12 protein-coding genes are annotated in these 13,215 nt (G+C 52.1%); 6 read left to right on the forward strand and 6 right to left on the reverse strand.

Annotation, left to right across the window (positions count from 1 at the left end; translation table 11 throughout):
* Window positions 1-50: 50 nt before the first annotated feature.
* Window positions 51-746: a DUF3223 domain-containing protein gene (locus KI617_RS14935; protein ID WP_226447572.1), complete on the reverse strand. Its 696-nt coding sequence runs from the start codon at window positions 744-746 to the stop codon at window positions 51-53.
* 29 nt (window positions 747-775) lie between these two features.
* Complete coding sequence (locus KI617_RS14940; RefSeq protein WP_226447573.1) at window positions 776-1,597, reverse strand: WYL domain-containing protein; 822 nt, start codon at window positions 1,595-1,597, stop codon at window positions 776-778.
* A gap of 84 nt (window positions 1,598-1,681) precedes the next feature.
* On the opposite strand from KI617_RS14940, the gene KI617_RS14945 reads away from it, so the two are divergent.
* The 6 genes from KI617_RS14945 (at window position 1,682) to KI617_RS14970 (ending at window position 9,613) form a co-directional block, all read left to right on the forward strand.
* Window positions 1,682-5,311: an ATP-binding protein gene (locus tag KI617_RS14945; protein ID WP_226447574.1), complete on the forward strand. Its 3,630-nt coding sequence runs from the start codon at window positions 1,682-1,684 to the stop codon at window positions 5,309-5,311.
* Complete coding sequence (locus KI617_RS14950; RefSeq protein ID WP_226447576.1) at window positions 5,304-5,936, forward strand: condensin complex protein MksE; 633 nt, start codon at window positions 5,304-5,306, stop codon at window positions 5,934-5,936. The genes KI617_RS14945 and KI617_RS14950 overlap by 8 nt, the downstream gene beginning before the upstream one ends.
* Entirely contained in the window at window positions 5,933-7,150 is a 1,218-nt protein-coding gene (locus KI617_RS14955; protein WP_226447578.1) for a hypothetical protein, read from the forward strand. The genes KI617_RS14950 and KI617_RS14955 overlap by 4 nt, the downstream gene beginning before the upstream one ends.
* Entirely contained in the window at window positions 7,150-8,004 is an 855-nt protein-coding gene (locus KI617_RS14960) for a DUF7281 domain-containing protein (protein WP_226447580.1), read from the forward strand. The genes KI617_RS14955 and KI617_RS14960 overlap by 1 nt, the downstream gene beginning before the upstream one ends.
* Window positions 8,005-8,591: 587 nt before the next feature.
* Window positions 8,592-9,101: a hypothetical protein gene (locus tag KI617_RS14965; RefSeq protein ID WP_226447582.1), complete on the forward strand. Its 510-nt coding sequence runs from the start codon at window positions 8,592-8,594 to the stop codon at window positions 9,099-9,101.
* Window positions 9,098-9,613: a DUF4304 domain-containing protein gene (locus KI617_RS14970; RefSeq protein ID WP_226447584.1), complete on the forward strand. Its 516-nt coding sequence runs from the start codon at window positions 9,098-9,100 to the stop codon at window positions 9,611-9,613. Before KI617_RS14965 ends, KI617_RS14970 begins: the two co-directional genes overlap by 4 nt.
* Here the strand turns inward: KI617_RS14970 and KI617_RS14975 are convergent.
* From KI617_RS14975 to KI617_RS14990, 4 genes are all read right to left on the reverse strand, one after another.
* A complete protein-coding gene (locus tag KI617_RS14975; RefSeq protein ID WP_226447586.1) occupies window positions 9,606-9,833 on the reverse strand; it encodes a hypothetical protein in 228 nt (75 codons plus the stop codon). The genes KI617_RS14970 and KI617_RS14975 overlap by 8 nt on opposite strands.
* A gap of 356 nt (window positions 9,834-10,189) precedes the next feature.
* Entirely contained in the window at window positions 10,190-11,428 is a 1,239-nt protein-coding gene (locus KI617_RS14980; protein WP_226447588.1) for a M48 family metalloprotease, read from the reverse strand.
* Window positions 11,429-11,554: 126 nt separating this feature from the next.
* Complete coding sequence (locus tag KI617_RS14985; protein ID WP_226447590.1) at window positions 11,555-12,358, reverse strand: CPBP family intramembrane glutamic endopeptidase; 804 nt, start codon at window positions 12,356-12,358, stop codon at window positions 11,555-11,557.
* Window positions 12,359-12,466: 108 nt separating this feature from the next.
* Window positions 12,467-12,967 carry a DUF2199 domain-containing protein gene (locus tag KI617_RS14990; RefSeq protein ID WP_226447591.1) on the reverse strand — a complete coding sequence of 167 codons (501 nt, stop codon included), beginning with the start codon at window positions 12,965-12,967 and terminating at the stop codon, window positions 12,467-12,469.
* Window positions 12,968-13,215: the final 248 nt, after the last annotated feature.

Below are 13,215 nucleotides of genomic sequence, written 5' to 3' on the forward strand. Positions count from 1 at the left end.
TTTATGTGGCATTGACGACTCGCAGACTCGTCATAGATTGGGTTCTAGGACTACCAAAACAAGCGATCCCAGGAAACCATTGCCTTTGGCAATTGAAGGTTACCTAGCTTAGAGAGCAGACGAAGCTTGGCATTGTCTGCGTGATAGTCCTGCCAGGCGAAAAGTAGATTCTGGTCTTCAAGGATGGCAACTGTTCCACTCTCGGAGCCAACAATGATGATCAGCGGATTCAGAGCATGCTGAACACAGAAGTCGAATAGCAGTTGATCGAATGTAGCCGGAGGAATGTGATCAACTGCAACGTTCAATCGAGAAAGCGGCTCTCCCGTGAGTGGGCAGCTTGGGCAACTCGGCAAATTTTGATCCCGAAATGTGAAAATCTGACCTTGGATCGCATTGCGGGCAGCATTTCTGAAATCGCGGAGGGCTTGCGGCATGAGATTCGCTGAGCGAGTGCTTGGCATCAGCCGAATCGCATGCGGAAATGAGATGTCAATTTCGGACCGATCATGCTTTCGAAGTACAAAGCACCGCGTGCCTTGGCTGGTCCGCTGAGTAGTTATATCCCTCACGCCACCTTTTGCCTTTTGGGACCACTCATCGTGATTCTGAAAGAGCGCCATCAAAAATAGTTGGGATTCGTCAATAACCGAGTCGCCGTCGACGGTGGCTTCTAGAATTGCGCGACAACGTTGTTTGAGTGCTTCTTTAGTGGGGAATATCTCTTCTCCGACCAAGTAGGTCATCGTATTTCTCCTCGTTCTGGCGCAAGGCCTCAGCGAGCAAACAAAATCTTTTCAAGTTGTGCTGCATTGGTGACTTCGATCTGAAACTCAGGAGGCACTTCCTTTTCAGGATCAATTGCCGCTCGTAAATCCTGAATGACGTACTGTGCAAGACAAGCTCGAACGGGCAAGCAGCGTTTTTCGAGACATCCGAAATTCTCACCCCGAACGACCTCTCTCTGCTGGATGGAGAGCTTACTGTGGGCTGTTAGCTCGATCATCACCACTTCATGCCAAGCCCGATCGTGATCAATCGTTTGTGGGGCGTGATCGGAAACCGGCGAGACGGACTTGATCCGTCCCAACGTGAAATCACGAAAATCCTGACGCTTGGCACACCAGCCACGAACATGCCAGCGACGGCCAACTTGAACGATTGAGTGCGGGAATATCGTCCGTTCCTCGAATATCGGATTCGTCATCGACGCATAGCTGATGACTACTCCGGTTCTGCCCAGCGAGGCTTTACGAAGCAGGGCAAATACAACTGGCTTTACCTCGGTCAGATCAACTCTAGCGTCAATGATGCAGGAAGCTTCGTCTTCAGCTGCCAGTGTTTGCCGGGCATATTCATTCAGTGAGATCTCGGTCTCGATACCTTCTGGCGAAGCCGGTCGTAATACCTTAGCTCGACCATCCTCAACGATCCGTCCATCCATGAGTGATCGAAACTCAGCCAGCAGGCGACTGGCCTGCACCGGTTGGATATCGAAAAGCCTACGCACTCGTGCGTTTCCAATTTCACCTTCCCAAGCGAGAACGCCTTCCAGAATTCTGAGGCGGTGGTCCCTAAGTGACGGTTTGTTTGACATACTTAATCCGTTGTGCGTTTGGCATTTATCGAATATGATAACACATCATTAACGATAACATCGTACCACCAAAGAGGCGAGACATTGGACTTTCGACTACTCCGCATCATCCTCATTGACGCTTACTGCTCCAGCCGAATTGCCGAACTGGATATCAGCAATCACATCACTATCAATGGCGAAAATGGGGCGGGCAAGACGACCTTGCTTCGATTGCTACCGATGTTCTTCGGTGAGCGGCCCTCTCGAATCATTCGTGGCGATGCTGTGACCGAGCGCTTTGGCCGCTACTACTTCCCGAGCACTGCCTCATATGTGGTTTTCGAATACCAGCGCCGTGATCAGAAGGCACTTGCCGTCATTCATGCAAACGGCCAGAGCGGCGATGGCGTCGATTATCGGTTCATCGACAGCGAATACAAGCCCGAACTGTTCAAGGAGAACGGTCAAGTTGTCCAGACGAAGGATATCTACCGGCATATCGACAAGCAAGGCATCTATGTCTCCAAGCCGCTGACGCTCTATAACTACCAGCAGATCATCCAGAATACAGCCGGGCGCGATCTGCGCAACCTGGCTGCGCGATTCTCCTTTGTTGGTGGCACCGGCAGGCTGACTCATCTGGAACGCGTGGTCACTGGCATCCTGCAACGGGCGACCACATTTCTTGACCTGAAGAAGATGATCGTTTCTTCAGTGCTTAGCAACGAGGAAAGCTTCGCCCTGCGTACCGGGAAACGCGATTTGATCAACTGGGTCAATGAATACGAGGCCCATTTCGCCCTGATGGCCAAAGCGCCGTTGATGACTGATCTTGAGCAATCTGATCACAATCGGCGTATGGCGGAGGCAGGATTCGCCAAGCTGCATGCCCGTTTCAAGCTTTTATATGACCATTTTCAACAACAAGTCATTGACGGCGAAGCGCTGGATAAGGCCGCCAAGCAAGAATTGGCGAACACTGAGGCCAGCTACAAAGATCGCCTCCAGGCTATTTCGGACAAGAGGATTGAAGCAGAATCACGTGCCAAGACAGCAAGGCAGTTCCTTGATCGGCTAAATCAACGGAAGCGTGAGTACGACGAATCCTCCATCGCTGAAAAGATAGCCAAGGTTGATTCGCTGGATTCACTGATGGTTGAACTGGAGCCGCTGGCCAAGCAACTTGACGACCTTGAGAGCGAAGTTAAATCGATTACTCAGGTTTTCGATGAGATGGAAACTCAAGCCAAGGATCTCGCCAGAGACCAGAAATCTGAATTGACACAAGCTCGCAGCAATGTCTTTGAGGCGTCATCGAATCAAAAAGATGAACTGGCTGCGGCCCACCAGCAGAACACCAGCACGATTCGTCAGAGACACGAAACTGAGCTGGATGTTGTCTCTACACGCGTTACTGAACTGCAAGGCGAAAAGGCCGGGCTGAACGTTGAGGTTCGTAACGCACAGGCTGATCCGGTCGTTCAGGAAGCTTTGGATATCGAGCGTCAAAAGCAAACGGAGGCCAATGAAGCATTGGAACGCTTGCGTGAAAGTGCCGAGCCGCTACGAAAATCGCACCAAATTATCGTACGTGATTTTGAAGATCTTGAGGCCCAAATCAACGCTGGCGACACGGCGATTGAGATTGCCCAAGAGGAACTTGATCAACTATTGAAGGCCGATAATGCCAGCGAAGACTCCCTAATCGGCTTCTTGCGCCGCAACAAGCCTGACTGGGCTGCCAGTATCGGGAAATTGATTGATCCCGAAACGCTGTTGCGAACGGACCTTTCACCCATGGTTGGTCATGGCAATGATTTGTACGGCGTGGCGATTGATCTAGAAAAACTGAAAGCCGGCCGTTTCTCTTCCGAAGAAGCTATTCAGCAGGAAATCAAGTTGGTTCGGCATCGCTTGGAAAAGCGAACTGGCGAGGTTACTGAAGACCGGAAAGAACTCGCCAAGAAAAGGGTTGCCCTCGATAAATCGAAGGCGGCTCAGCAAAAGCATGAAGCTGACCTTCTCGTTGCCAAGAGCACGAAGAAGACTTCTGATGACAAGGTTCTCTCTGCTGAGCGCAAGGTTGCCCAGAGCAAACAAATGGCAGCAGTTAAAGCGCAGGAAAAGCTGGCCGTTTGCCAAACCAGCCTGTCAAAAGCTATTGCCGCTGTCTCTGCAACAAAGGAAGAGCAACGAAAGGAACTTGCGCAAGCTGAGAGGCTATATTCAGAAGCGCTGTCGCAGGCAAAAGCCGATGAGACAGCGAACCTCCTCCAAATTGAAACCAAGAAAACGTCGATTGATACTGAGTTGCAGCGCAAAATTGCTCAGATCACCAAGGACAGGAACGAGAGCCTGAAAAACAAGGGCGTTTCCACCGATGTTCTCGACGGCATTCGGGGTCGCATTACTGCTTTGAATGTTCGGATTGCCGAGGCGAGAGGTTTGCGCGCTGAGGTCAGCCAGTATCGCGAATGGCGTGACAATTCATGGTCTCAGAAGGATGGGAAAGAGCAGGAGTGGCAATCCGCTGATGCCGAAGACAAGCGATACAAGCGTGAAGCTGCTGTGTTAATCGAAGAACGTGCTGAAGTTCTCAAGCAAAAGAACGCCGCTATCGAAGCCATAAGCAAGAAGATCGATACTGACTACGCGTTGCAGATCAAGGCACGTAACCAGACGCAGGATTTGTCCATCTGGCCGCAAGACCCTGAGACACTGGAAGCCGGGCTTGGCGACACTCCAGATGTGGATATCGACCAACTGATCGGCGAACGGAAACGCCTTCAGGATTCGCAGAAAGAGCATCTGGAAATTATCCGTCGCGGTGTTGATGAGATTCGTCGCCAGATGTCGTCAGTTGTCGCCACAGGGCCGGAAAAATTCTATGGAACCGCACTGACCCGGATCGGTTTTCCAAGACCAGGTAGGGAATATGAATGGCTGGAAGTATTCCGAAGCTGGTTCAATGATGAGCACGCCAGCAATCGGACATCTCTTTTGCAGCAAGGTAAGACAATGGCGCTGAAGATTTCAGCCTTCTGGAACAGCCTCAACGACTTCAAGAAAAACGTTGGCAACTTTGCGACACAGCTTCGCGCTAACCTTGAGCAAGGCACCGTATTCGATAGCATTGCTGACGTGAGCACCGATATCAGGGCGCACGTTGATACGCAGGACTATTGGGAAGCTGTTGGTAACCTTCATAAGGAATACGACGCCTGGCACTCTCAGGGTTCTCAATCGCTGCCGCCAGCTAGTTTTGTGGCCGCAGCCCGCGATCTCGCCAAGGTGATCAATGAGGAAAGCGGTTTGGTGGCCGACCCCGTTGATCTGATCAGTTTGAAGATCAGCGCGAATGTTAATAACCAAGGCACAAAGACGGCCAACAACGAACATGAACTAGCCAACATGAGTAGTAACGGCCTCTCCTACATCATCCTCTGTGTGGTGTTGATTGGCTTCGTGAATCGTATTCGAGGAACTGAACCCGTGGTGGTGCCATTCGTGGTCGACGAACTCAAGGACTTGAGCTTCCCGAACGCCAAGACACTGCTCAACCTGATGACACGGAACAACATCACCATGATCTCGGCCTTCCCGGACGTTGATCTCGATTTGGCAGAGTTGTTCGACAAAAACTACAAGATTCAATCTGACCGCAAGATCGCAACAATCAGTCTCGACCGAGAAACAGATCAGGATGAAGAGGACGAGGTAGCACATGTTTGAACAAGTCACGACCCGGCTTCTTGAAGGAAACTTCGTCTGTGCAACGACGGTTCCTGAAGCTTTTCGCTGGTTGGATACGGAACAGGCACAGCAGGATGTCTCAGCATTTCTTGATCGAATTGGCAGACGTCTGACCAAGACGCCGAATGCGCAGGCTTACTACGTGACGTGGAAGCGCGTTGGCCCGCCTGAACGTGCCGAGGTAAAAAAGGTGTTCTCCAGCATCAAGCAGACCATCTGGCCTTTGATTCAATTTTTGACTTTGTGCATGGAGATTGAAAAGAAGGATAGCAGCCCGGTTTCAGGAGATCGGATTGAGTACGCGATGATGCTGAGTGCTGTAACAACCAATCAGCACATCCAGGCAATGCTTCGTGAATTTGGTTCCAGGTCTAAGGATTTCATCGTCTCTGACTCCGGCCCCAAAGCGATGCTCGACAAAGTAATCAAACAGATGGAGGGCTGGGGCTACCTGATTCTGATCAGCCGCGAACAGATGTTGTATCGATTCACAGGCAAGCTCGACTACTACTATCAGGTCATCGATTTCTTGATGGAAAACGAAGGGATTTCTGACCAATCAGCCGAAGAAGATGATGATCCTGAGCAAAGGAAATTGGTTTGAGCGCCATCGATCCAGTCATCCTTCTTCTTGAAAAGCTCCATGGCTCCAGTGCCACGATTGCTGCTACGTACCATAATGGCAGTATCCAGAAGACTGATGAAAACGCCAGAGACATCGCCAAGCTGTTGCAAAATCGTCTTCTGTCGCCCTACATTCGCGAGGAATATCAGCTTCGCGCCAGCTTCCGCCAGTTCCTGAATGCGGCACTCAACACCGAGCGCCTATTCTCGATTGGTGCCAACGTTGGAGAACGCTTTGAGCGGTTTGCAAAGCTGGTTGATGGATACTTCGTGGCCTTCAACGAAGGCAGAGATGCAGATTGCGAACGCTACGAGGTGGAAACCCGTGAGGCAATCAGTGACATCGCGGATGCCATTGACGACGAACTGACGGTACTCCAATCCCATGTCGCCACAAAGTTTGCGACTGTCTCGACCATTGCCGAGAAGAAGAAGCAAAACATTCACTACCAGCGGCGAACGCAGCAATTGGTGGATTTGCTGGAGAGCTTCCATTTTTCCGATATCGACTCTCAGCTTAGCTGTCATGAAGAACTATCACTGTCATTCAAGTCGCTTTTGCTTGATCGCATTCCTGCTTTCCGAGAATCCCTTTGGTCGATTCTTGAAATATTGAAGCAATACCTCTTTGAGTTCCGGAAAATTGAAGAACGTGCAAAGCGTGTTCGTGCCTTTGCCCTGCATCTCAATCGAAATCTCGATTGGGAGCCAAAGGATTGGGATGAGGTTGCCGTTCCGCAAGACTGGTTAAGTTGTGCGACGCCTTTGGAACTTCGTTGCTACCCGGACGTTGATGCACCGGAAGGCGAAGAACTCCTGGCTGAGATCGCTCGCACTATTCCGGCGTACGATGCCAGTAAGACTAGAACGACAAGGCCTGCTGGACGCATTGAAGAGGACTCCGGCAACGAGGAGATCAAACCGCCTGAGTCTCCCATTCGGAAAGCAGTTCGAATCTTCTTCCGAAAAGCGATGATGTCGAATGAAGGTATTTCGGCAAGGAAATGGTGGGCTGCCAATCCTTCAATCATGGGCAACATCAACGAAGAAATTTGGCTTCTCCGCGTCCTGGCCGAACATGACAACAAGGGCAAGGATAGCGGCTGGGCAATTCGCTTGATCAGTCGGCCAGACCCAGTGTTCGACGGGAACATTCTGATCAACGACGTAACTGTGTTGAAGAGAGCGGCGTAATGCTCGATCAAAAACTCGCTGAAGCCATGCAGCGCATTCTGTCCAAGGACGAAGAACGCTTCAAGCTGACCAAGACACTTGAGGCTCTTATCGAAACTGGTATCGGCACGAAGAGAGGCGGATCTGCTTACTTCACTGCCAAGGACAAGGAAGAAATTCGTTCTTGGTTGCAGGCCAAAGGTTTTGCAGTTGAGCAAGTCAATTTATCGGGCATGACACGAAGCGAATGCCTTGCCCTGTCTCCGAACGAGAAGGCCGGTGGTGAGACTGTAAAGCGCAATCGTGTATCAATCAAAGCGTTGGCTGGCCAATCACTGGTCATTGGCGGCGAAGCGATCAACCTGCCTGCTGAAACCCATCTGGATGCCGATTGGAAGAAGATTGCAGACGCCCTTGGGCATCGCTGCATCCTGCTGGTAGAGAACTACGAAAACTTCAACCGGATTCACGAAACGACTTTCAAACTGCCTGTGGAATACCGTTCGCCCTTGATCGTGTATCGTGGCGACCCCCATGAAAGCCGTTTTGATCACGTTCTAAGATTCTTGGCGCAGGCTGAATTGCCGGTGCTAGCCTTCATGGATGCTGACCCGGCGGGCGTTGCCATCGCCTCCCTGCTCCCCAACCTCGTTGGTATGGTACTGCCGCAGCCAGATGTTCTCGAAGAGCAGCTACGCAACCCGCAGACAGCCAGGAAAGACCTATTCCTAGATCAGTACACGATATACAGCCAGACTCTCGATAGTCTTGGCAGCGAGCATCCATGTCATCCAGTGTGGAAACTGATCTCGAAATGCGCAGCAGGTGTGGTTCAGGAGCGCTGGATACAAGAAGCTGTCAAAATTTTTGCTTGAATATGAGCACCATTCAAAACCCAACGAGCTATCTAGTCACCGCTGAGAATGACTTGCCTGTTCCAGGCATTACGGGCAAGGACTTGGTTCTGGCATGTAGTCCATCATAGGTAATTGCGGCGGATCGTGTCATCGCGGATCAATTTCTAACGTCATAGGCGACAAAAGAGCTGCCTTTGGCCGTTCGGCTGGCACGCCTTGTTGTGCGGCAACACACTCACAAATAAAAACCCAACAATCCGTCAGAACTCTCGATGTGCAGAATGTCCATGACTCGTTCAAGATGGATGCCGAAATGATCTCTACCTTCTGTGTCCTCCATGCGCACAACGTCAAGTGATGGCTGGAACTGACGCATAACGGTCGATGTACATCTCGGCCAGTCGCTCGTCTGGCAATGGCGGATGCGCATGATGATTCAAGCACCACTAGCCAAATTTTCAGCTGCAGAATAATCCGATTTAATTTATGCCATCATCACAGTATAACAACTGTAAACGTATGCTTACCAGATGCTCGATGTCGCAAGATGCTTTCCTGCGGGATTGGGCCAGCCCATCAAGATACTGAACTGGAGGTTAAGTCCAATGTCCAGCAAGCTCTCTCAGCAATTTGTCTCGCCTTGGTTGTTTTGGTTGGATTCGGCTGAACATCTATTGAGCCACCCAGCAATCGCGCTGGCACCACACCGTTTGTGGCAATCCATCCTGCCCGGTTGGATCTTTGCGCAAAATGTCACCGTCAACTCGCAGAACTCATCATCCCCGGAAACCGAAGGGGCAATTCAATCGCAAGTCAGCTACGGGAAACAACTTGGCAAGGTAATTGATGCACTCAATGTACTGATAACGGTGGGGAACAATCCCGCCAAGACGGAAGACATAGATGCGCTAGAAGAGCTCAAAAAGCTATATCTCGACGTGAATAAAATTAAGGAGCTCATGGCCAATCCGCTTACTGCGAAAATCTGTGGTGATCTTGCCGCACTTCAGCAGAAAAATCCGGAAGCGTACGCAAAATTGCTCCAGTCCTTGAGCGAAAAACCAACGCCAGTCGCCAGAAAATCTAGGCCGTCGGCGGCCAAAGCCAACGCTTGATCAACGCCGAAGGCGTACCCTTTGAGCTCCGGTCGCGGTTCCCTTATTTCATAAGTCTTATGAACGACGAACGAAAAGCAATGGATGAGGCGCTGAGGAAACTGGTTCTTCCCCAACTGCATGCCCTCGGCTTCAAGGGCTCGCTGCCGCACTTTCGCCGCCTGGCCTCAGACGGCCTTGACGTACTGACATTTCAGTTCGATCGGCATGGTGGCGGCTTCGTGATCGAGGTGGCACGTTGTTCCCAAGAGGGGTTCACGACCACTTGGGGAAAGACGATTCCCTCAAACAAGGTCACTACCTGGGATTTGCCGTCAAGTTGGAGGCATCGCATTCAGCCGCTTTCGGGTAGCGGTACCGATTCCTGGTTCCGCTTTGAAAATGGGAATGTACGAGAGGCCGCAGTGGCGGTACTTGGCCAAATACCAAGAATCGAAATCTGGTTTCAATCTGAGCAGCAACCGGTCGTTTCAACAGACCGACCCAAAGCTACGATTTCGGGTACTAGTTGACGGAAGCGCTTCTCATCGCCAACACCCTGTCTTGCCACTCTATCAGGGCGTGTTCTTCGAAGTGAAGCTGCAACGCCACTTTTTCAACCGGCTGGAGCATGAAATACCCGCCTGTCTTCGAAAATCTCGACTGGCTTTTTGCTAACAGCCTGTCTCTGACCTCGGCAGGTAAGGCTTTGGCTTTATCGACGTATTCCGGAAGCGGGCGAACGGTTTCCATTGGCTGATTCTCGCTGGTAAAGAAGGCTCTGTACCTGAGAGGCTATATGCTTGATAGCCCCAGAGCGGGTGATGTTCTACCTTTCCTTTGCCGTTGTCTAGCGTCAGAACTGCGTTATTCAACAACGTAGTTATCCACAGAATCCGTGGGTAATCCTGTGGATAAGTTGGTGTATTACAGCGTAGTAACAACTGCCTGCAAGGGCGCCGTTGGTGTTGCACAGAAGACAGGCAAGGGTCACTAAAAGAATGCCTGAGCGAGAGCGTTGAATACCGCACGATTGTAAACGTCTAACCGAGCGGCGCAATGCCGCTCCTGAACCCCTAGCTCTCGACTTTTACCTTTTGATGGGCGTGTCAGCGATTCGGGCTTGCCTGACACACCGGCGGCAGTTGAGTGGCCTTCAACCCTTTGCCGTTCGTGCAATTCCAGATAATTTCTCCATTGGCGCCACGCGAAGGCGCGTAAATCAGGTCGCCATGAGCGGTTGTCAGGGTCAGCACCATGGTATTGCTATCCATGTGCACGACAGTGCCATTCGGAAGTTCGTCGGCCACCCCTACAGATGCAAGGCTTGCGGGAATCTTCTGTTGGCTCAGGTAGTACTTCCCGAGCGCATCCCGTACAACCTCTGATTGCTGGACAGTCGCGGTGAGCTTTGCCTTGACCGTGTAGTCCTGGTAAGCAGGGATCGCAATCGCTGCCAACAGACCGACCACGTATATCAGCATCAACAGACCAAACCCGCCGCCCAGGCGGCCGGCATAAGGAATAAACGCCGCCAGCAAATAGGCGAAACCGTTGCGTGAAGGGAGTTCGGCGTTATGGTCGATCACCCGTGCAGCGCGCTTGGTCAGCCAGGGGTAACCCGCCGTCAATTCGTGGAAGGACATCCAGAATCCGGTCGTATGGTGCATTTGCTTCAGGTAGGCCTTCATATCCAGATCCTGCCAGCGGAGGGCACCAGCGGAGAGTGCAGACAGTGAACGAGCGGCATGTTCCGGGGTCGAGCAGCAGGCAAGGCCATGGCGGTCACAAGTACTTTCCCGAGAACGGGAATAGGCAGCACCAAGCAGCGGCAGCCAGAGAATGGGCCAGCGGAAAAGATGGCCGGTCAGATGCTTGCGCCGCAGGTGGCCAAGTTCGTGACCCAAGTAGAAACGCACGCCGTCCGGGTGGTCGGCCATGGCATCGACCACATCCGACAGTAAAACCACATATTGGGTACCGAGAAACTTGGTTGCAAAGGCGTTCAGTCCGCCATTGCCGTTCAGCATGTAGGCCTGTGGGCGATCCTGAATTTCAAGGCGGTCGCAACAGAATGCGAACTGCTCGTAGAGGTCTGGGTATTGCTCATGGGTCAGCTCGACGCCATTGCCTTTGATGTAGGCGATCAGCGTAGATTGGAGAAACAGGTAAAGAACAAAGCCCACGGCCAGGCCGATGAGCGCAACACCGACTGTCCCGACAATCAACCCGGCCCAGGCCAGTAGCCCCAGCACCAGCGTGATCATCCCCAGTGTTTTTTCCTTCGGATAAACGAGGTCGTTCATCGACAATGTATGCGCGCTAGCTGCCAGCGTGGCTTCAGACATCTTGCCTCTCCCTGTTAAGTCATTTTGGATATAACGATTGTACCATTGGCATTTTGTCGCCAGCCCGCCACTGGTCGCCTTCCCGTTCTCGCGCAGGTCTGGTGCATTGTCGGATTTTGGTATCGTTCATGATGCAGCCCGCCTAGGGACAAGAAGCCGCTGAAGTAGAAGTGTCCCGAGAAAAGCAAAGGTGAATGCAATGGCCCAGAAGGCAGGCGAAGGCTGCCACACCGCTCCCGACTCCTGACTCAGGAAAGCAAAGTAGATGGCGGTAACGAGAGAGTTGTATGACGCATGAAGAAGTATGCACGGCCACAGCGAACGCGTTCGTTCGTACAGCCAGCCTAAGAAACAGCCAAGAGCAACACCGACGGCAAACTGATAAATATTGAGATGTGCCAATCCAAACAGGAATGCGGAAGCCAGGATTGCATTCCTACGCGGGTACTGGTGGAGAAAACTACGGAGGATGATGCCGCGAAATAGCATTTCTTCAAGCACCGGGGCGACTAGGCATACGGTTACAACCGATGCTAGGCCGTTCGACATCATTTGGTCGAACATCGCTTGTTGCCAGCGTGCCAGCGGGAACAGTTGCTCAAGCACGCTTTGAAGTGTCCATACGGCGAGCCCTATCCCCGGGACGATGCAAAGAATTGGGATAGCAAGGATGCCCACCGTCGCCACTATGGAAGTTTTGGACGAGTGAAACAGCGCTGCATAGCTCATTCGTTTGTGGTGAAGCAGCGCACTGAACAAGACCCCGTTACCTAGCACGGCGATGACACCCAAGACATCTCGGGGATCGATACCAGAAATCGATTTCACGTCATGCAGCGCCGCACCGATCAAGAACTCGACGAGGAACAGTCCAACGACCAGAAAGGTCGCTTCGAACGCATTGGGGAAGGTTTCGTTTCGCTGTTCCATGGCAAGAAATATGGGGCGCACTAACGTGCAAGGTATCCGGCTGCTGGAGCGTGGAGCACGAAGAAAACTGAGAAGTCTGGCTTCTCGGTGGTCCGATTGAGCGTCAGGCTAGCCATGCAAAGCAGCCTCGGCGATTTTCTGAACACGAGCCATTGTGATGCCGTGCTGCTGCTCAAGTGACAGCGGATGATCAGTGGGTTCCAGGGTAATGGTGGGCCGCTCTCCAACGGGCATGGCTTGCAAAGTGGTCTTGAGGCTCAGCGTGGTTGGCTCATACGGAAGTGCACTCTGCAACCAGCCGAAATAGGGAGGTTCAGTTTCGCGCCCTTGGCTATGCCAGCGTTCGCAGGCACGAAGGAAGTTCTTCTCGCCCAGCGATACCCAGGCCAGCCAAATGAACGGTCCCGGCCCGTCGATCACGGGCAGAAGAATTCGTCCGAGAACAAAGAAGTGCTTGCCATCCAGCACACACTGATCGGATGTCAGTTCCGCGCGAGTGTTGCGCTCTTCCTCGGGCAGCGTAAGCCAAAGCTCGGGAGCGGCCGCCCCAAAGCACATTGGCAATTCATCGTGATGTTGCCCGCAAGTGGCACAAACGAAGCCAGTCATTCTGGCGTCCAGCAGTTATTCAGTCGCTGAAACGTCCAGGCTGTTGCTAAAAATGCGGACACTATAGAATCGCCAAGAGGATTTTGAATGACATGGAGATTATCCCGTTCGGATCTCCTTTTCAATCAGAAATCATACGGACGGCGCCTGTGTCTGCTTTGAAGCGATTTCTTGGGCGAAGGCTCCTGGTCGGGAGTGTGAATTCGCCGTCGAATCCCTTAGCGGCCAATCACCGCACCGGCCAGTTT

Source organism: Ferribacterium limneticum, from assembly GCF_020510625.1.
In the GTDB taxonomy this organism is placed as follows: domain Bacteria; phylum Pseudomonadota; class Gammaproteobacteria; order Burkholderiales; family Rhodocyclaceae; genus Azonexus; species Azonexus limneticus_A.